The sequence below is a fragment of the Arthrobacter sp. R-11 genome (assembly GCF_049913155.1).
Lineage (GTDB): Bacteria > Actinomycetota > Actinomycetes > Actinomycetales > Micrococcaceae > Arthrobacter.
This window is the reverse complement of record NZ_CP183979.1, coordinates 3,267,302-3,285,306: the sequence shown is the minus strand read 5'-3', so window position 1 is coordinate 3,285,306 and position 18,005 is coordinate 3,267,302. Positions and strand designations below refer to the sequence as shown.

Sequence of the window (18,005 nt, the reverse complement as noted above, 5' to 3'; positions counted from 1 at the left end):
ACTTTGTATCAATGTACTAAGTGTTTGATACAAAGAGTGGCTTCGTCAACGGGCCAGGGCAGCTATTCAGTCGTCGAAGGGTTTGACCTGTTCGACGGCGACGATCCGCCCGCCGTTGGCCCGGGACACCTGGCAGACGATCATTTCACCCGGTGTCAGGTACGGATCTTCCTTTGGAAAGAGTTCGCCGAGTTCCGGGCCCATGTGCCGGGCCAGCGTCTTGAGGATGGTCGGCAGGGCCGGCCTGTGCGTGCACACGGCAACCGCCTGCTGCTTGTCAAACAACGCGGAGACAATGTCAGCGGTCTTCTTCGGCTTGCGCTCATGGGCGTGCTCGGTCAGGGCATCCACCAGTTTCACCTTGGCGCCGGCGGCCTTGGCATAAGGGGCGATGGTGGCAACGCACCGGGTCCACGGACTGCTGACGATCCGCAGCGGCTTCCACGCCTCCAGCAGCCGCTGCACAGCGAGGGCCTGCCGCTGGCCAGTGGCCGCAAGCGGCCGGCTGCCTTCGGCCTTCGTCCACGAAGACCGCGGCTTGGCCTTGGCATGCCGGACCAGGATCAGTGGCCAGGTTTCCAGCTCGCCGTTGGCATGGGCCTTCGCAAGTTCCTTGAGCGGCGCGACGTCGCTGGGATTGCTCAGGTACTGGGCTGCCCGCTCGGGACCCGCCCACATGACCGCGTCCACTTCCTTGCCGTCGGGCTTGATGCCGTTCCCGTTGAGCAGGGCGGAGTTCAGGTGCACGGCCCAATAGTGGACCACCTTCAGGCCGGCGGTGACGTGGTAATGGATCGGCGGCAGCGGGATCCCGAGGGTTGCCCGGACGCCGATCTCCTCGAAGACCTCGCGGACAGCGCATTCGGGGATGGTTTCCCCGGGATCGATCTTGCCTTTGGGCCATGACCAATCGTCGTACTTGGGCCGATGGATCAGCAGTACTTCCAGGGCACCCTTATTAAGGCGCCACGGGATGGCCCCTGCCGCGGTAACCGCGACTTCCTCGCCGGGATGGTCGGTCTGGTCCGCGATCGGTGTATCGCTCTTCACCGCTGCTGCCTACCGCCGGGCTACTGCCCGCTGGCGGGACCGCGAGGCCAGGAGCCAGGACTGGATGTCCAGTAGCGGCGTTCCGTCCTCGGCCAGGTGGTGACGGGTCCAGTGGCCCTCATTGTCCAGGTGCCAGCTCGCCGTTCCGGGGTCGAGGTAGCGCCGCAGCAGGTCCATGACCTCCGCGGTGTCTTCCCGGCTGGACAGCTGGACCAGGGCCTCGACGCGGCGGTCCAGGTTGCGGTGCATCATGTCTGCCGAGCCGATGTAAACCACAGGATCGTTTCCGTTGGCAAAGGCGAAGACCCGCGAGTGCTCCAGGAAGCGGCCGAGCACGGAGCGGACCGTGATGTTCTCGCTCAGGCCCGGGACACCCGGGCGGAGGGAACAGATGCCGCGCACCAGCACGTCCACCTTCACACCAGCCTGCGACGCCCGGTACAGGGAATCGATGATGGCCTCGTCCACCATGGAGTTGACCTTGATCTGGACCCGGGCAGGCAATCCGGCACGGGCGTTGCTGATTTCGGCTTCGATCCGGTCGATCAGCCCGGAACGGACGGACCGCGGAGCGACCAGGAGCCGCTTGAAGGTGGATTTCGGTGCGTAGCCGGAGAGTTGGTTGAAGAGCTTGGACAAGTCCTCGCCCACCTGCTCGTTGGAGGTGAGCAGGCCAAGGTCCTCGTAGTAGCGGGCCGTGCGCGGGTGGTAGTTGCCGGTGCCGATGTGGCAGTAGCGGCGCAGCCCGTCCACTTCCTGGCGGACCACGAGGGAGAGCTTGCAGTGCGTCTTGAGGCCCACGATCCCGTACACCACGTGCACACCGGCCTGTTCGAGCTTGCGGGCCCAGGAGATGTTGGCCTGCTCATCGAAGCGAGCCTTGATTTCCACGAGCGCGAGGACTTGCTTGCCGGCTTCGGCGGCGTCGATGAGCGCGTCCACGATCGGGGAGTCGCCCGAGGTCCGGTACAGGGTCTGCTTGATGGCCTGGACCTTGGGGTCCGCGGCGGCCTGCTCCAGGAACGCCTGGACCGAAGTCGAGAAGGAGTCGTAAGGGTGGTGCAGCAGGATGTCCCTGCGGCGCATGGCCGCGAAGACGTTGGCGGCCTTGGACGTTTCCGATTCGTTCAGGTACCGGGAGGTATGCGGCACGTGCTTGGGGTAGTGCAGGTCCGCGCGGTCGATTCCTGCGATCACGGACAGGCCGCGCAGGTCCAGCGGGGCCGGAACCGAGTACACCTCGGACTCTTCGATGCCGAGTTCGCGGATCAGCAGGGCCCGGATGTTCGGGTTGATGTCCGTGGTGACTTCCAAGCGCACGGGCGGACCAAAGCGCCGGCGCAGCAGTTCCTTCTCGAGGGCCTGCAGGAGGTTCTCGGCGTCGTCCTCTTCGACCTCGACGTCCTCGTTGCGGGTGACGCGGAAGCTGTGGTGCTCCATGACTTCCATGCCCGGGAAGAGCTTGTCCAGGTGGACCGCGATGACTTCTTCGAGGGCGATGAAACGGGCCACACGGCCCGGGACGGCGCCGGCGCGCGGGCCGTCGATCGAAACGAGCCGGGGGAGCTGGTCCGGCACTTTGACGCGGGCGAACAGTTCCTTGTCGCTCACGGGGTTGCGGACGATCACCGCGAGATTCAAGGACAGGCCGGAAATGTAGGGGAAGGGATGGGCCGGGTCCACGGCAAGCGGGGTGAGGATCGGGAAGACCTTCTCGCTGAACATGGTGCTCAGCCGGTGCTGGGCCTCGTCGTCGAGCTCGTTCCAGTGCATTAGGTGGATGTGCTCGTAGGCCAGGGCCGGGCGGATCTGCTCGGCGAAGACCCGTGCATGGCGTTCCTGCAGCTTGTGTGCGGCCTCGCCGATCTGCTCCAGGACCTCGATGGGGCTCAGCCCGGCGGGGGAGGGCACGGCAAGTCCGGTGGCGATGCGGCGCTTGAGGCCGGCCACCCGGACCATGAAGAACTCATCCAGGTTGGAGGCGAAGATCGAAAGGAAGCTGACACGCTCCAGAAGGAAGAGGTCAGGGTCTTCGGCCAGTTCCAGGACACGGGCGTTGAAGGCAAGCCAGCTCAGTTCCCGGTCCAGGAAGCGGTCCGGGGAGATATCGCCTTCCGGTTCCAGCGACGGGGCGAATTCGGGGATGTCGATGCGGTCCTGGGTGGCCCTGGACGCGGGTACCTCGGAGGAGCCGAAGCGGGAAGGCAAAGTGGAACCTTTGACCTCGGTCTTGGCCGTTCCTGCCGGTTCCGGGTTCATCGGATTCTCCTTCATTCTTCAGCGGGTTTCCTTCAACCCTACAAGTATCTCCGCGATGCGGAATTCCGCGTGACCGGTGCATGAAGCCGCCACCCGGCGGCACGTTAATTCTCTGTTAACGGCCCGTACATGACGTCCGCATCCCAGCGGACGAATCCCAGTTTCTGGTATAGCGTGACGGCGGCCGTGTTGTCTGCATCCACGTAGAGCATCACCGCATGCAGCTCGTGCTGTTCCAGGTGCCGGATCCCGGCCACCGTCAGTGATTTGCCGAGTCCCATGCCCTGCGCCGCGGGAGTCACGCCAACCACGTACACCTCGCCGATGGGCGGGTGCCCGCCGTGCCCCGGGTGCACCTTGGTCCAGTGGAAGCCGAGCAGTTCGCCTGCGCTGTTTTCTGCAAGCAGGAAGCCTGCCGGATCGAACCAGTCCTCGGCCATGCGCGCCTCAAGGTCGGCCAGCGTCATGGACCCCTGCTCCGGGTGGTGTGCGAACGCCGCTTTGTTAGCCGCAAGCCACGCCGGCTCATCCTGGCCCGGCACGAAGGCGCGCAGTGTTACGCCGTCCGGGAGGCCGGCGTCGGGCATTTCAGAGGTCGAGGCCATGAGGCGCATCCGCCACAGTTCCCGGACGGGACCATACGAAAAGCGGGCGGCCAGCCGCGCAGCGGCGGCGTGGTCACCGTGGGACCACGCGTTCAGCCCGTTCAGGCCGCGGGTGTCCTGCAGGTAGCCGAGCAGCCGTCCGGCGACGCCCTGGCTGCGGTAGCTGGGGTGCACTGCCATTTCGAGGACCCCGGTGCCGTCCTTTTCCCCGACGACGACGGCGACCCCCGCCAGATCCTCGCCGCTGGACGGGTCGCTGTCCTCGTCCGGGGCGTAAAGAGCCAAGGTGCTCAGCGGATGCTCCGAGGAGCCTGCGCCACGCAGCAGCACCAGTGTTTGTTCGGACAACGGCGGGTTGCCGTCCGCCTCTTCCGCGGCTGCGGCCAGGGATTTGATGTCCCTGAGCAGTTCCGGGTCCGCGGCGCCATCGACGGCGAGGACCGGCCATTTTTCCGGATGCGCAAGACTCATGCAGCAAGGCTATACGCCCTGCGGCGGATTGCACCCGCGGTATCCGTTTTGCCGGAACTGCCGCGGCCCTGTAAGGTCTATGTTTCGTCCGGCTCTTCGGAGCGGACTGCGAGGGGGATCCGCCAGTGGGGCGGCCTCGATACGTTCGACCCGTATGTCCTCCACCACGAAAAACAGGGAAGGCCCGGACTCAGTCCGGGCCTTCCCTGTTTTGCAATGTGCCCCCAGTGGTCGGGCTCAGGCGTCCGAAAGCTCTCAGGCGTCCGAAAGCTCGTCGTCCGGCAGCCTGACGAGCGTCAGGCGGTAGCCGACGTTGCGCACCGTGCTGATGAGGTTTTCATGGTCGGCACCCAGCTTGGCCCGCAGCCGGCGGATGTGGACGTCCACGGTGCGGGTGCCGCCGTAGTAGTCATAGCCCCAGACTTCGGTCAGCAGCTGCTGCCGGGTGAAGACCCGGCCCGGGTGCTGTGCCAGGTATTTGAGGAGTTCGAATTCCTTGAAGGTCAGGTTCAGCGGCTGTCCGCTGACCCGTGCGGTGTAGCTGGCCTCGTCGATGACGACGCCGGCGGCGCGGATCTCGCTCTGCGTTTCCTCTTCTTCGGGCACAGCGCGGGCCATGGCCAGGCGGATGCGGGCCTCGACTTCCGCGGGACCGGCGGAGTCGAGCACGATGTCGTCCACGGACCAGGCCGAGGACACGGCGGCCATGCCGCCCTCGGTGAGGATGAGCATCAGTGGTGCGCTGAGTCCCGTGGCTTTCAGGAGCTGGGTCAGCGAGCGGGCGCCCACGAGGTCCTTGCGGGCGTCGAGGAAGACGACGTCGGTGGGGTCGGTGTCGAGCAGCGCAGTGGGTTCTGCCGGCAGGATGTGCACGCGGTGGTTCAGCAGCTCCAGGGCCGGCAGGATGTCCACGGACGAGCCGGGGCTGTTCGTCAGGAGCAGGATGTGCGACATAGTTCCTCCAAGGGGCGGGCCGCGCATCATCGGGCGTCTGGACCGGGCTTCCACCGGCGTCTGACTGCGTCGTGAAGCCGGCTACCCCCGAAAGGGACCTCGGGTAAGGACCCGGCAATGCGATCGCTGTTTGACATTTGAGTATACCCGCCGGGCGAATCGAGGACATGGATTAGGGCAGTCTGCAGCAACTTCGGCGACATATTTCGGCCGCATAGGGCAGGATGGGCGAAGGATGTTCAACGCCGGGTCCGCCGCTGAACGCAGGCCGCAATGAAGTCAGGAACGCAGTGAAGTCTTGGAACATCGGGGTGGTCGGCCTCGTCACACTCGCGGTCATCGTCGCCGGATCGTATGCCCCCGCCGGGGTGATGGTGGGCGTCGGGATCGTGGCAGCGGCCGTCGTCGGCATCGGCTGGCCGCACTTCCTGGCCGTTCCTGCGAAGAAGACCCTCGCCGCTGTCATCGCCCTCAGCGGGATGGGCTCCGCCCTCGCCGCCGCGTACGCGCCGGCGCCCGGCTTCCTCGACTACGTCCCCGCGTTCATCGCCACCGGCGTCATCGCTGTCTTCATCGTCCAGCTGGTCCGCGGCACCGGCCAGGCCCAGCGCCTTGAATCGACCCTGGGCAGTTGCGCCGGTGTCCTGCTCAGCTGCCTCGGGGCCGGCTGGATCGCCAGCGTGCGCTTCAACGGCGTACAGGAGATGGTGCTGGTGGCCGGCCTCAGCGCGGCCGTGGCGCTGCTGACCGGGCTGCTGCGCTGGCCGGACCGGATCGTGGCCCCGCTGGGCATCGCCGCCGCCGGGCTGGTTGCCCCGCTTGCCGGGCTGGTGTTCTCCAACATTTCCGTCGCGGCTGCGGCAGTGGTGGGCGTGGTGATGGGTTCGGTGCTCCTGAGCTTCCGGCGCATGGTCACCCTGCGGCCGGGCCGGCTCAACTTGGCCGCCGTCCTGGGCATGGGGGTGGCACCGGTGTGGGCCGTGGGTTCGCTTTGCTACTTCATCGACAAACTACTCATCTACTAACAGTTAGGATGGCATCATGTCTGTTCTTGCCTTTGAAATCTTCTTCCTTGTCCTGCTCGGCCTGGCCAGCATCTCCATGGCCTGGTTCGCCAGCTTCGTCGTTTACCGCCTTTTCAAGGGCCAGAAGTAATAGTCGTTTCCCTGTCGCGCTGAGGTAGAACTGCTGTGCCCATTGAAATTCCCACGGATCTGACACCCGAACTCGTCCCCCTGTCCTGGCTCATCGGTGAGTGGGAAGGCCGCGGACGCCTGGGAAGCGGTGAAGAGGATTCCGAACATTTCATCCAGCACGTCTCCTTTACGCACAACGGCCTGCCATACCTGCAGTACCGCGCCGAAAGCTGGCTCAGCGACGAGCAAGGCACCAAGCTGCGGCCGTTGACCGTGGAAACCGGGTTCTGGGCGCTTGAGCGCGAACTGGTCGAGGCCGACGGCGGGCCCGGGCTGATTCCCGCGGACATGGTTCCCGTGCTGAAGAACGCCGACGACGTCGAAGCCCGCCGCAATGCCGACGGCGGCTTCGACCTGACGGTGACCATCACACATCCGGGTGGCATTTCCGAGCTCTACTACGGCCAGATCAAGGGGCCCCAGATCCAGCTCAGCACCGACATGGTGATGCGCGGCAGCCATTCGAAGGAATACACGGCGGCCACCCGGATCTTCGGCCTGGTGGACGGCAACTTGCTCTGGCGTTGGGACGTCGCCGCTGCCGGCAAGTCCCTCGAAGCCCACGCTTCGGCGTTCCTGAACAAGGTTTCCTGAACAAGGTTTCCTGAATAAGGGTTTCTGAATAAGGGTTTCCTGGGGAAGGTCTCCTGAACAGCGTTCCCTGATCTGCCGTCCCCGGGCACCATGGTTCCATGTGCAAGCTGGCTCAGGTCCAGCTCACGCGGCCAAGGGAGTGATCCGATGGAAGAACAGGTGAAACCGGGCGGCTACGCCGGCCTCAAGGCCGTCTTCTTCAACGGGACGCTGAAGCCGTCGCCGCAGCTCAGCCATACCGGAGGCCTGATCGAGGTCAGCCGCCGCATCATGGAAAAGCAAGGCGTCAGCACCCGCGTTATACGCACGGTCGACCACAACATCGCCCCCGGGGTCTATCCGGACATGCGCGAACACGGCTGGGCCAGCGATGAATGGCCGGAGCTCTACCCTGCCGTCCAGGAAGCGGACATCGTGGTGCTCGCGGGGCCCATCTGGCTGGGGGACAACTCCTCCCAGACCAAGAAGATCATTGAACGCCTTTACGCGCATTCCGGGCAGCTCAACAGCAAGGGCCAATGGGCGTACTATCCCAAGGTCGGCGGCTGCCTGATCACTGGCAACGAGGACGGCATCAAGCACTGTGCCATGAACGTGCTGTACAGCCTCCAGCACGTCGGCTTCACCATTCCGCCGCAGGCCGATGCCGGCTGGATCGGCGCGGTGGGTCCCGGCCCGAGTTACCTGGACGAAGGTTCCGGCGGCCCGGAAAGCGACTTCACCAACCGGAACACCACGTTCATGACCTGGAACCTCCTCCACCTGGCGCGCCTGCTCAAGGACGCCGGCGGCATTCCCGCCTACGGCAACCTCCCGGCCGAATGGAAGGCCGGAACCCGCTTCGACTTCGAAAACCCGGAATACCGCTAGGCCCAAAGGACTTCTACTGGATATGACTTATAAAAGCCCCCTGTTGTCGCGCCCTGGCGCCGTCGAAGGCGGGGGCGCCGATGCCGGCGTCGCCGCCCACTATGGCGAGCCACTGCGCGAGCAGCGCGCCCTGGCCGCCGGAACCGCCGTCGTCGACCTTTCGCACCGCGGCGTCGTCACCGTTACCGGACCGGACCGGCTCAGTTGGCTGAACACGCTGTCCTCCCAGCAGGTGACCAACCTGCCGCCGCGTGTTTCAAGCGAACTGCTGCTGCTGACGGTGCAGGGCCGGATCGAGTTCGATGCCAGGATCGTGGACGACGGCGAAACCGCCTGGCTGCTGGTCGAAGCCGTAGAGGCCGCCCCGTTGGCGGAGTGGCTGACCAAGATGAAGTTCATGCTGCGCGTCGAGGTCGCGGACGTTTCGGGGGAGTGGGCCACGGTGGGTTCCACCAAACGGGTGGAGGCATGGGCGGACCGGATCATCTGGGAGGATCCCTGGCCGCAGGTGGGTGCGGGCGGATACTCCTACAGCGTGGTTGCCGAGGACTTGCATCCGGGGCTGGAACGTCCCTGGTTCGAATACCTGATCCCGGCCGCCGAACTCGAAGACGCGGTGGAGGGCCTGGCCTTGGCGGGCACCCTGGCCTCGGAGGCCTTGCGGATCGCGGCCTGGCGGCCCCGGCTTGGCGCAGAGACCGACGAACGGGTCATTCCGCACGAACTGGACCTGCTGCGGACCTCGGTGCATCTGTCCAAGGGCTGCTACAAGGGGCAGGAAACCATCGCCCGGGTGCACAACCTTGGCCACCCGCCGCGGCGGCTCGTCTTCCTGCAACTCGACGGTTCCCTGCACACCCTGCCGGTGGCCGGAAGCGACGTGCTTGCAGCGGGCCGGAAAGTGGGTACCCTGACGTCTGTGGCCCAGCATTATGAGATGGGCGCCGTGGGGCTGGCCCTCATCAAGCGGTCCGTGGATCCGGCCGAGGTGCTTGCCGTTCAGGACGGCGACGAAAGTTACGCCGCCGCCCAGGAAGTGATTGTCGCGCCCGATGCCGGCCAGGTAGTGGGGCGCCAGAGCGGATTCCTGAAGGGACCACACCGATGAGCGAAACTCCCGAAACCCAAGGCATCGAGGACGAAGACGCCGCCCTGGCAGAGGCCATGTTCGACGCCGTCCGCGAGGGCGACGACCCCGTGCTCCGCAGCTACCTCGACGCCGGAGCCCCGGCCGGTCTCTGCAATTCCGCCGGGGATTCGCTGCTGATGCTTGCCGCGTACCATGGCCATCCGGAGACCGTCCAGCTCCTGCTGCACCACGGGGCGGATGCCTCCGCCCCCAACAGCCGCGGCCAGACGCCGCTCGCCGGCGCGGTGTTCAAGGGATACACGGATGTCGCCCGGGTGCTGATCGACGCCGGGGCGGATCCCGACGCCGGCAGCCCGACTGCGCGGGAAGCAGCCCGGATGTTCGCGCGCGCGGAGATCCTGCAGCTCCTCGGCTGACGCTTCCCACCGGGGCCGTGGGTCAGGACGCACAGTTGCGGATAGTTGCGCCCAAATATTCCACATGGAATAGTCGTTGTGGAATAAGCAACTTCAGTGAGGAGCACGAATGGCACGCTCTCAGCTGTCCCCGCTGGGGGTCGCCGCCCTGGCGCTCCTGGCGGAAGCACCCATGCACCCCTATGAGATGTACCAGCTCCTGATGGCTCGCCATGAGGACCGCTTGGTGAAGGTCCGGCCAGGCACTCTCTACCACGCGGTGGCCCGCTTGGAGTCGGACGGCCTGCTTGAGGCCACGGGAACGGACCGTGACGGCCGCCGCCCCGAACGCACCACCTACCGGATCACCGATGACGGAAGGGCCGCCCTCTCGCAGCGGCTGGCGGGAATGCTCTCCGAGGCCGTCAACGAGTACCCGGCCTTCCCGCATGCGATCGCGGAGGCACACAACCTGCCTTCCGACGTCGTCCTCGAACTCCTGGATATCCGGCTCGCCGCCCTCGACGAACAACTCGCGTTCCTGGCGGAAGGCCGCGAAGCGGCTATCGCCAAAGGGGTCGAGCGCAGGTACTGGGTGGACGTCGAATACCAGCAAGCCATGCTGCGGTGCGAGATTGACTGGATCCGCAGCTTCCAGGCGGAGCTCCGCAGCGGCGGACTGCCTTGGCAAACCCCCGCAACCACAAAAGACTAAGGAAACCCGTGGAACAAGTAGCCAAACCCTGGCCCGCCCTGTGGTCCCTCGTCATCGGTTTCTTCATGATCCTGATCGACTCAACCATCGTTTCCGTGGCGAACCCGCGGATCATGGAAGGACTCAACGCTGACATCAACGCCGTCATCTGGGTGACGAGCGCCTACCTCCTGGCCTACGCCGTGCCGCTGCTCATCACCGGGCGGCTCGGGGACCGTTTTGGTCCCAAGAACCTCTACCTTTCGGGGCTGGTGGTCTTCACGCTCGCCTCCCTCTGGTGCGGGCTTTCGGGCGACGTCGGCACGCTGATCGCCGCGCGCGCCGTCCAAGGCTTCGGCGCGGCCATGATGACCCCGCAGACCATGGCCGTCATCACCCGGATCTTCCCGCCGGACCGCCGCGGCGCGGCCATGGGCCTCTGGGGAGCCACCGCAGGCATGGCGATCCTGGTCGGACCGATCCTGGGCGGCGTGCTGGTGGACGGCCTGGGCTGGGAATGGATCTTCTTCGTCAACGTGCCCATCGGGCTGATCGGTTTCCTGGCGGTCACCCGCTTCGTGCCCGCGCTGGGCACCCACAGCCACCGGTTCGACATCCCGGGCGTGCTGCTTTCTGCCGTCGGGATGTTCCTGCTGGTGTTCGGCATCCAGGAGGGCCAGAGCTACCACTGGGGAACCGTCGTCGGGCCCGTCACGGTCTGGGGACTGATCATCGCCGGCATCGTGGTCCTGGCGCTCTTCGTGGTGTGGCAGTGGATCCTGGAGCGCCGCGGCGGGGAGCCGTTGCTGCCGCTGGGGCTGTTCAAGGAGCGCAACTTCTCCGTGGGCAATACGACCATCATGGCCGTGGGCTTCACCATCACTGCGTTTCCGCTGCCTACCATCTTCTACTATCAGGTGGTCCGTGGCCTGACTCCCACCCAGTCGGCGCTGCTGATGATCCCCATGGCGGTGCTCTCCGGTGCTTTGGCACCCTTCGTGGGCAAGCTGATCGACCGGTTCAACCCCCGCTGGTTCGCCGCGTTCGGCCTCATATGCCTGTCCACGGCGCTTTTCTGGACCGGCGCCCTGCTCAAGCCCGACACCCCCATCTGGATGTTCTTGCTTCCCAGTGCTCTGCAGGGTGTGGCCAACGGCTTCATCTGGGGCCCCGTTTCCAACGCGACAACCCGCAACCTTCCGCCGCGCCAGGCCGGTGCCGGATCCGGCGTCTTCAACACCACCCGGCAGATCGGGGCGGTGCTCGGCTCGGCCGCGATCGCCTCGCTGATCCAGGCCCGGCTCGCCGCCGAGCTGCCGGCCGCTCCCGGCGGCGCCCCGGGCGGGGAGGGGCCGGTTGGCGGGCAGCTGCCGGAGTTCCTGCACGCGGGATTCTCGACGGCGATGTCCCAGTCGGTGCTGTTGCCCGCCTTTGCGATCCTGGTGGGCGCCATGGCGGCTTTGCTATTCGGCAAACCGAAAGCTGTCCAGGGCTGGGGAGCCAAGGCGCCGTCGGACGAGGGGGTCAACGCAGCAGCACGGAAGTGACCGTACCGCCGTCGGCGAATCCCAGGCTCCTGGCCAGGGCAAGTGCGCCGCGGTTGTCCAGCGCGGCGCGGCACTGCAGGGTCAGGCCGGAGGCGAGTGCTTCGTGTGATGCGATCGAGGCGGCCAGCGTGCCCAGGCCCTGGCGGCGGAGGTCCGGCCGGACCAGGACGCCCATGTCTGCCAGGATGCCCTCCCACTCGGCGTAGGCACCGCAGGCCACGGGGCTGCCGTCATTTCCGGGGCCGTCCATCACGGTGTAGCAATGGCTCATGGAGCCCAGGCGGGCTTCGTTGACGTCATCGGGCGGGCACATGCCTTCCAGCTCGATGGCCTCCGGGTGCCCGTGGGAGACGGTCAGTTCGCCGCGGGGTTGGGCGAGGGGCAGGTCATCGGCGAACAGCAGGGCCGAGGTGCCCAGGCCGTGGCCGCCGTGTTCGCGGCTCATGCGCAGCAGCGTGGCGTGCTCGCTGAGTTCTTCGTCGCTGTATTCGCCGGCCGCCGCGGCAGCCCAGGGGGGACCCACGAGGGCCGAGTGCCCGAAAAGCCGGACGAAGGTGATGGAATCCGAGCCGTCCTCCTCCCGGACCAGCCGTTCACTGGCAGTGGCCGCCGGGGAGAAGCGCACGTGGGCGAATGCGGCGTCGTCGAATCCAAGATGACGTGCCCAGGCCAGCAGGACGATATCGGCAGATCCCTCAGCAAATCCCATGCATCGAGTGTAGGCAGAGAGGGAACAGCTCCGGAGACGCAGAGCGGGCCCGTGCCGGAAGACACGGGCCCCGCTCTGGTGTTCGCCTCGTAGCCGAACAGCACGGACTTTAGCCGAACAGCACGGCGGCTTCGTCGTAGCGGTGCTGCGGGACGGTCTTGAGCCTGCCGAGGGCCGCTTCGAAGCCGACGTGCACGATGTCGGTGCCGTTGAGGGAGACCATGGTGCCCCAGCGGCCTTCCACCACGGAATCGATGGCGGCCATGCCCAGGCGGGTGGCGAGTACCCGGTCGAAGGCGGACGGGACGCCGCCGCGCTGGATGTGGCCCAGGATCGTGGCGCGGGTCTCGATGCCGGTGCGGGCCTCGATCTCCGGGGCGAGCTGGTCCGCGATGCCGCCAAGGCGCGGGCGGCCGAAGGTGTCCAGGCCGCGCTCGGAGTGCGGGGCTTCCATGTGGTCGGGCACGAAGCCTTCGGCGACCACCACGAGCGGGGCGCGGCCACGGTCGTGGGCTTCCTTGACCCATTCGGTGATCTGGTCGATCGAGATCTTCTGCTCGGGGATCAGGATGGCGTGGGCACCGGAGGCCATGCCGGCGTGCAGGGCAATCCAGCCGACGTGCCGGCCCATGACTTCGGCGATCATGCAGCGGTGGTGGGATTCGCCAGTGGTCCGCAGCCGGTCGATCGCCTCGGTGGCGATCTGCACGGCGGTGTCGAAGCCGAAGGTGTAGTCGGTGGCGTCGAGGTCGTTGTCCACCGTCTTGGGCACGCCCACGATCTTCAGCCCGGCGTCGGTGAGCCGCTTGGCCGCGGCCAGGGTTCCTTCGCCGCCGATCGCGATCATCGCGTCGATGCCGAGCCGGTCCATGTGGCCCTTGATGACCTCGGGCCCGCCGCCGTTCTCGAAGGGGTTGGTGCGGGAGGTGCCCAGGATGGTGCCGCCCTGCTTGGCGATACCGCGGACCATGGTGCGGGGGATGTCGATGATGTCGCCCTCGACCACGCCACGCCAGCCGTCGCGGAAACCGACGAACTCTTGGCCGTGGATGGCGATGCCCTTCAGGACTGCACCGCGGATGACTGCATTGAGTCCGGGGCAGTCGCCGCCGCTGGTGAGGATTCCAATTTTCATGAGCGCTCAAATCCTGGCTAGGAGGTACACGTGCAGAGCGCCACGCTGAGCTCCCCTAGATTGTAGGCGGCAATGTGGGGCAGGACACAAACCGGGCCCGCAGGCCGGGATGAGCACCCGGAAACAATCCCGCAATATTCGCCGGATCAGGAGCGGTTGCGGCCGCGTTGTTCGAGGAAGGATTCCAGTGCAATGCTTCCGTCCTGCGCGGGGAGCAGCAGCCAGGCGAGGATGTAGACAACAACTGCGGGACCGGGCAGCAGGCAGAAAAGCAGGAACGCCACCCGGACGTACGCGACATCGACGTTCAGTTTCGCGGCGATGCCGCCACAGACGCCGCCGAGCCAGCGCTGCGGACCGCGCTTCAGGCCGATGCTTCGGATGATGCTGAAGAATTTGGTCATGGTTCGAGCCTCCCTTGTCGGAGATGTTTTGTCACGCCCCAGCGGACGCCGGAGCCGGCGCCCGCTGGGGCGGTTGGGTCCTTTTTCAGGTGGTGGTCACCCGTGGATGGTTCCGTTCCCGGCGTTTCCTTCCGCTTCCTTCGCCCTGGAGCTGCGCGAACGTGCCGAGACGAGGCCGCCAATGATCAGCGCCGCACCGGCTCCGATCATGAGCCCGATCAGGACGTAGTTCCCGTTGAGGGCCACCAGGCCCAGCTTTGAGATGATCATCAGCGCCGCGAGGGCCACGATGACCAGGCCCCACACCACCGTGCCGACCCGTGGCCCTTGTGCCTGTCCGGTGCCGTCCCCGTTGGCTCCGTAGAGCGGTCCCTGTTCCTGCGTGCTCATGTCAGTTCCCTTCCTGGATGGTGACGTTGCTGAACGTGCCGTCCACCTCGATGACCAGGGTGGCCCCGGGTTTGCCAGTGTTGAACACCTGATGCCCGTCAGACTGGCCGTCCCCGCTGATGCTGCCGGCTCCCTTGAGGTTTCCGAAGGTCATGTCCGCTTTGATCTCCACGGGCACGGTTTCGGGAATGAGTACCCTGATGTTGCTCGCGGTGATATTGAGCGGCACTGTCAGCCCGGATTCCAGGGGCTCGTCCAGTTCCAGTTTCGTGAGGTCTACCGTCCCGTTGGCGCCGGTGATGTCGTAGCCCTTGTGGGCGTCCGCGATGGTGAGCGGCGTCCATTCTGTGTTCTGCAGTGCGAAGTGGTCACCGCGCGGGATCAGGTTGAAGATCCCGCCGATCACCAGCGCCACCACTGCAAGGAAACCGAGGAACCCGGAGGTCCGGCCCCGGAGCCCGGCGACCAGGATGCCCAGCCCGAGCACGGCCGCGCCGCTCGCCCAGACCACCGCGTTGGCGGCGTCGCCCAGCTGGATGGTGCCGCCGGCGTCGAGCAGTTTGATGGTGCCTCCCACCAGGAGCGCCGCACCCGCGGAAACCGCGACAATCGCTGCTCCGGGTCCCTGCCGGCGCGGTCCGCGCGGCGGCCCGCCCTGCCAATGCGGCGCGGTCGGGGCACCGGGGAAACCGGGCCCTGCGGGAATGCCCGAACCCGGAATGCCCGAACCCGGAATGCCCGAACCCGGAATGCCCGACGGCGGTGCCTCGCCCGGGAGCGGAAGGCTCCCGGTCGCGGGGGCGGGGCCTCCGCTTGCCGGGGCGGCGAAGGCCTGCCGGTTGCCGAAGTCCTGCCCGCCGTCGTGCATGTCCGGCGTCCCTGCGAAGGTGCCGCCGGTCGGTGCCGCCGGTGCAGCACCCGCGTAGTACTGATTGCCCACGGTGTTTCCTCCGTTCCGGTTTCGGTTCCGTTGGACCAGGAAGTAGACCAGGCAGGCAATCGCGCCCACCCAGAAGAGGGTCCAGAAGAGGCCGGGCAAGCCGTTCCAGCCCCAGCCCCAGACGCCCCGGCCGAGGCCGGGAAGGCCGATGACCGTGGTGATCACGGCCCCTGTCATGCCCGCGGTCCAGCGGCCGGCACCGGCCTCCTGTGCGTGGATGCGCCCGTCCGGCTCCGGCAGCAGGGCCCAGGCCACGCCGTAGAGCAGGACGCCGACGCCGGCGAAGATCGCGAGCACGACGAAGATGCCGCGGACAATCAGCGGGTCGATGCCGAAGCGGTGGGCGACGCCGCTGGCAACGCCGCCGATCCACCGGTCCTGCCCGCGGGATATGCCCTGGCTGCGGATCCAGTCGAAGAAGTTCTGTGTGGGCCGGGCACCGGGTTCGCCGCTGTGGCCGGTCCCGTCACCCTGCCCGGGGGTCCCGGGTGTGCTGTTCTGGTTCATACCTCGATCCTGCCGTCCGGCCGGGGGTGGCCTCTACTGGGGGATACCCTGAACCGTCCCTGAGGGACCCCTGGGATACCCCGGTTCCGGGGCTCCCGGCCCCCTGATCCGTGTTTGGATGGAGGCATGACAAGCCCTGCCCAACGCCCGCCTCTGTTCCGCAGTGGCGACCGCATGATTGCCGGCGTCTGCAGTGGCCTCGCCGCACACCTGGGTTGGCCGGTGAAGTACCTGCGGATCGGCATGGCTTTGGCAACACTCGCCGGCGGCGCCGGGTTCGTGTTCTACGCCTGGCTCTGGGTCCTGGTGCCCACCGCGGACGAAGGAGCCCGTCGCGCCGCCCGACCGCCGGCGTCACCCATTGCGCCGGCGGTGAGCTCGCCGTCTCCTGCGGCGAACGGGTTCGCTCGCGCTGGAGGGCCGCCGTCGGCCCGGCGCCCGGCCCCTTGGTTCACCGGCGGGCGATTCCAGTACGGCAGGGAACTGTTGCTCGGTGCGGGGCTGCTTTTCGTGGCCGGGATCCTTGTCGCACGGCAATTGGGGGTGGACCTGCCCCTGGGCACGTTGATTCCGGCAGCCGCCATCCTTGGCGGTGCCGCCATCGCCTGGATGCAACTGGACGAGACCCGCCGGGCAGGGTTGGTCGACAAGACCAAGGCGGACCAGGCCGGCGGCTGGGTCCGCCTCGGCGCGGGACTGGCCTTGGTGGTGGCCGGCGTGCTGGTCATGGTGTCCGGGTCGGGCTCATGGGAACAGACTTGGCTGGCCTTGCTGGCTTCGGTGGCCGTGCTCGGCGGCGTGGCCCTTGTGTTGCTGCCCTGGGGCCTGAAGTTCTGGAAGGACCTGGAAACCGAACGGGCGGGCAGGGTCAGGGAAACCGAACGGGCGGAAATCGCTGCCCACCTGCACGACTCCGTGCTGCAGACCCTGGCCCTGATCCAACGCCGGGCCGGCTCGGAACAGGACGTCGTCCGGCTGGCCCGCGCCCAGGAGCGTGAACTGCGCGGCTGGCTGTACCGGGACCAGGCCGCCGACTCCGGGCACCTCGCCGACCGGATCAAGGCTGTTGCCGCTGAGGTGGAAGACACCCACGGGCAAGTGGTCGACGTCGTCAGCGTAGGGGACACCGCCATGAGTGAACGGCACGAGGCACTGGTCCAGGCAGCCCGCGAGGCGATGCTCAACGCGGCCCGGCACGGTGGCGGAGCGGTATCCGTTTATTTGGAGAGTTCGGACACGGGAAGCGAAATCTTCGTTAAGGACCGCGGTCCCGGATTCGACCCGGAGGCCGTGCCGAAGGACCGCCTGGGCGTTCGTGAATCGATCGTGGGGCGCATGAAAAGGCACGGCGGCACGGCGGTCATCAGCAGCGGACCCTCCGGGACCGAGGTGCGCCTCAGCCTTCCGGCGGCGGCGGCCGGCCAGGACGAACGCAACGGAGAGGGAAGACCATGAATGATGCAGGAACCGCGCGTGATGCAGGAACCCGGCGCAGCGTCCGCGTGGTGGTGGTCGATGATCACGCCATTTTCCGTTCGGGACTGAAGGCGGACCTGGATTCCCGGATCGACGTCGTCGGCGAGGCCGGCTCCGTCGACGACGCCATCCGGGTCATCGCCGAACAACGCCCCGAAGTCGTCCTGTTGGATGTCCACCTGCCGGGCGGCCTGGGCGGTGGCGGGCGGGAAGTGATCAGCAAGTCGGCGCAACTGCTCGGCAGCACCAGCTTCCTGGCCCTTAGCGTCTCTGATGCCGCGGAGGACGTGGTGGCCGTGATCCGTGCGGGCGCCCGCGGATACGTCACCAAGAGCATTTCCGGGGCCGAGATTTCCGACGCCGTCATCCGGGTTTCCGACGGGGACGCCGTGTTTTCGCCGCGGCTGGCCGGTTTCGTGCTGGACGCCTTCGGTACCTCACCGGCGGAGATCGCCGACGACGAACTGGACCGCCTGTCCGCCCGCGAACTCGAGGTCATGCGGCTCATCGCCCGCGGCTACAGCTACAAGGAAGTCGCCAAGGAACTGTTCATTTCCATCAAGACGGTGGAAACCCACGTCTCGGCGGTACTGCGCAAGCTCCAGCTTTCCAGCCGGCACGAACTGACCAAATGGGCGGCCGAACGCCGCTTGCTCTGAGCCGATCCTGCGCGGGCGCCGTGCGGGATGGCACCCAGGCATGAAGAACGCCCCCTCAGC

The 18,005-nt window shown here is 66.8% G+C and carries 18 protein-coding genes; 9 read left to right on the top strand and 9 right to left on the bottom strand.

Annotation, left to right across the window (positions count from 1 at the left end; all coding sequences use genetic code 11):
- Positions 1 to 66 precede the first annotated feature (66 nt).
- The 4 genes from ACN9M4_RS14930 to ACN9M4_RS14915 all read right to left on the bottom strand — a co-directional run bounded on the left by ACN9M4_RS14930 (position 67) and on the right by ACN9M4_RS14915 (position 5,339).
- A complete protein-coding gene (locus tag ACN9M4_RS14930; protein ID WP_426299170.1) occupies positions 67 to 1,050 on the bottom strand; it encodes an NUDIX hydrolase in 984 nt (327 codons plus the stop codon).
- A gap of 9 nt (positions 1,051 to 1,059) precedes the next feature.
- Positions 1,060 to 3,309: an RNA degradosome polyphosphate kinase gene (locus tag ACN9M4_RS14925; protein WP_426299168.1), complete on the bottom strand. Its 2,250-nt coding sequence runs from the start codon at positions 3,307 to 3,309 to the stop codon at positions 1,060 to 1,062.
- Positions 3,310 to 3,413: 104 nt separating this feature from the next.
- A complete protein-coding gene (mshD, locus tag ACN9M4_RS14920) occupies positions 3,414 to 4,385 on the bottom strand; it encodes a mycothiol synthase (RefSeq protein WP_426299166.1) in 972 nt (323 codons plus the stop codon).
- Positions 4,386 to 4,640: 255 nt separating this feature from the next.
- Complete coding sequence (locus ACN9M4_RS14915; protein WP_070350330.1) at positions 4,641 to 5,339, bottom strand: winged helix-turn-helix transcriptional regulator; 699 nt, start codon at positions 5,337 to 5,339, stop codon at positions 4,641 to 4,643.
- Between the two features lie 290 nt (positions 5,340 to 5,629).
- Between ACN9M4_RS14915 and ACN9M4_RS14910 the strand changes: the two genes are divergently transcribed.
- From ACN9M4_RS14910 to ACN9M4_RS14880, 7 genes are all read left to right on the top strand, one after another.
- The gene (locus ACN9M4_RS14910; protein WP_426299164.1) at positions 5,630 to 6,364 is read left to right on the top strand and encodes a permease; all 735 of its coding nucleotides are present in this window, start codon (positions 5,630 to 5,632) and stop codon (positions 6,362 to 6,364) included.
- A 165-nt stretch (positions 6,365 to 6,529) separates the two neighbouring features.
- Positions 6,530 to 7,129: an FABP family protein gene (locus ACN9M4_RS14905; RefSeq protein ID WP_426299162.1), complete on the top strand. Its 600-nt coding sequence runs from the start codon at positions 6,530 to 6,532 to the stop codon at positions 7,127 to 7,129.
- Between the two features lie 147 nt (positions 7,130 to 7,276).
- Positions 7,277 to 7,999, top strand: coding sequence for a flavodoxin family protein (locus ACN9M4_RS14900; protein WP_426299160.1), 723 nt, complete (start codon positions 7,277 to 7,279; stop codon positions 7,997 to 7,999).
- Between the two features lie 22 nt (positions 8,000 to 8,021).
- Positions 8,022 to 9,107: a YgfZ/GcvT domain-containing protein gene (locus ACN9M4_RS14895; protein ID WP_426299157.1), complete on the top strand. Its 1,086-nt coding sequence runs from the start codon at positions 8,022 to 8,024 to the stop codon at positions 9,105 to 9,107.
- Positions 9,104 to 9,505 (top strand): ankyrin repeat domain-containing protein, encoded by a 402-nt coding sequence (locus ACN9M4_RS14890; protein ID WP_426299155.1) that lies wholly within the window; start codon positions 9,104 to 9,106, stop codon positions 9,503 to 9,505. The genes ACN9M4_RS14895 and ACN9M4_RS14890 overlap by 4 nt, the downstream gene beginning before the upstream one ends.
- A gap of 109 nt (positions 9,506 to 9,614) precedes the next feature.
- Positions 9,615 to 10,199 (top strand): PadR family transcriptional regulator, encoded by a 585-nt coding sequence (locus ACN9M4_RS14885; RefSeq protein WP_426299153.1) that lies wholly within the window; start codon positions 9,615 to 9,617, stop codon positions 10,197 to 10,199.
- 8 nt (positions 10,200 to 10,207) lie between these two features.
- Entirely contained in the window at positions 10,208 to 11,725 is a 1,518-nt protein-coding gene (locus ACN9M4_RS14880; protein ID WP_426299151.1) for a DHA2 family efflux MFS transporter permease subunit, read from the top strand.
- Here the strand turns inward: ACN9M4_RS14880 and ACN9M4_RS14875 are convergent.
- The 5 genes from ACN9M4_RS14875 to ACN9M4_RS14855 all read right to left on the bottom strand — a co-directional run bounded on the left by ACN9M4_RS14875 (position 11,703) and on the right by ACN9M4_RS14855 (position 15,810).
- Positions 11,703 to 12,434: a GNAT family N-acetyltransferase gene (locus ACN9M4_RS14875; protein WP_426299149.1), complete on the bottom strand. Its 732-nt coding sequence runs from the start codon at positions 12,432 to 12,434 to the stop codon at positions 11,703 to 11,705. The two genes, ACN9M4_RS14880 and ACN9M4_RS14875, sit on opposite strands and share 23 nt — an antisense overlap.
- Positions 12,435 to 12,543: 109 nt before the next feature.
- The gene (locus ACN9M4_RS14870) at positions 12,544 to 13,569 is read right to left on the bottom strand and encodes a 6-phosphofructokinase (RefSeq protein ID WP_426299147.1); all 1,026 of its coding nucleotides are present in this window, start codon (positions 13,567 to 13,569) and stop codon (positions 12,544 to 12,546) included.
- A gap of 146 nt (positions 13,570 to 13,715) precedes the next feature.
- The gene (locus ACN9M4_RS14865) at positions 13,716 to 13,973 is read right to left on the bottom strand and encodes a PspC domain-containing protein (RefSeq protein ID WP_426299146.1); all 258 of its coding nucleotides are present in this window, start codon (positions 13,971 to 13,973) and stop codon (positions 13,716 to 13,718) included.
- A gap of 96 nt (positions 13,974 to 14,069) precedes the next feature.
- Positions 14,070 to 14,363 carry a hypothetical protein gene (locus ACN9M4_RS14860; RefSeq protein ID WP_426299144.1) on the bottom strand — a complete coding sequence of 98 codons (294 nt, stop codon included), beginning with the start codon at positions 14,361 to 14,363 and terminating at the stop codon, positions 14,070 to 14,072.
- Between the two features lies 1 nt (position 14,364).
- Positions 14,365 to 15,810: a PspC domain-containing protein gene (locus ACN9M4_RS14855; RefSeq protein WP_426299142.1), complete on the bottom strand. Its 1,446-nt coding sequence runs from the start codon at positions 15,808 to 15,810 to the stop codon at positions 14,365 to 14,367.
- A gap of 126 nt (positions 15,811 to 15,936) precedes the next feature.
- On the opposite strand from ACN9M4_RS14855, the gene ACN9M4_RS14850 reads away from it, so the two are divergent.
- A complete protein-coding gene (locus ACN9M4_RS14850; protein WP_426299140.1) occupies positions 15,937 to 17,265 on the top strand; it encodes a PspC domain-containing protein in 1,329 nt (442 codons plus the stop codon).
- Positions 17,262 to 17,945 (top strand): LuxR C-terminal-related transcriptional regulator, encoded by a 684-nt coding sequence (locus ACN9M4_RS14845; RefSeq protein ID WP_426299138.1) that lies wholly within the window; start codon positions 17,262 to 17,264, stop codon positions 17,943 to 17,945. The genes ACN9M4_RS14850 and ACN9M4_RS14845 overlap by 4 nt, the downstream gene beginning before the upstream one ends.
- Positions 17,946 to 18,005 lie beyond the last annotated feature (60 nt).

Coding starts and splice junctions, on each gene's coding strand:
- ACN9M4_RS14925 (WP_426299168.1), bottom strand. CDS start 3,309: ATGAACCCGGAACCGGCAGGAACGGCCAAGACCGAGGTCAAAGGTTCC.
- mshD (WP_426299166.1), bottom strand. CDS start 4,385: ATGAGTCTTGCGCATCCGGAAAAATGGCCGGTCCTCGCCGTCGATGGC.
- ACN9M4_RS14915 (WP_070350330.1), bottom strand. CDS start 5,339: ATGTCGCACATCCTGCTCCTGACGAACAGCCCCGGCTCGTCCGTGGAC.
- ACN9M4_RS14900 (WP_426299160.1), top strand. CDS start 7,277: ATGGAAGAACAGGTGAAACCGGGCGGCTACGCCGGCCTCAAGGCCGTC.
- ACN9M4_RS14895 (WP_426299157.1), top strand. CDS start 8,022: ATGACTTATAAAAGCCCCCTGTTGTCGCGCCCTGGCGCCGTCGAAGGC.
- ACN9M4_RS14890 (WP_426299155.1), top strand. CDS start 9,104: ATGAGCGAAACTCCCGAAACCCAAGGCATCGAGGACGAAGACGCCGCC.
- ACN9M4_RS14885 (WP_426299153.1), top strand. CDS start 9,615: ATGGCACGCTCTCAGCTGTCCCCGCTGGGGGTCGCCGCCCTGGCGCTC.
- ACN9M4_RS14875 (WP_426299149.1), bottom strand. CDS start 12,434: ATGGGATTTGCTGAGGGATCTGCCGATATCGTCCTGCTGGCCTGGGCA.
- ACN9M4_RS14870 (WP_426299147.1), bottom strand. CDS start 13,569: ATGAAAATTGGAATCCTCACCAGCGGCGGCGACTGCCCCGGACTCAAT.
- ACN9M4_RS14865 (WP_426299146.1), bottom strand. CDS start 13,973: ATGACCAAATTCTTCAGCATCATCCGAAGCATCGGCCTGAAGCGCGGT.
- ACN9M4_RS14860 (WP_426299144.1), bottom strand. CDS start 14,363: ATGAGCACGCAGGAACAGGGACCGCTCTACGGAGCCAACGGGGACGGC.
- ACN9M4_RS14855 (WP_426299142.1), bottom strand. CDS start 15,810: ATGAACCAGAACAGCACACCCGGGACCCCCGGGCAGGGTGACGGGACC.
- ACN9M4_RS14850 (WP_426299140.1), top strand. CDS start 15,937: ATGACAAGCCCTGCCCAACGCCCGCCTCTGTTCCGCAGTGGCGACCGC.
- ACN9M4_RS14845 (WP_426299138.1), top strand. CDS start 17,262: ATGAATGATGCAGGAACCGCGCGTGATGCAGGAACCCGGCGCAGCGTC.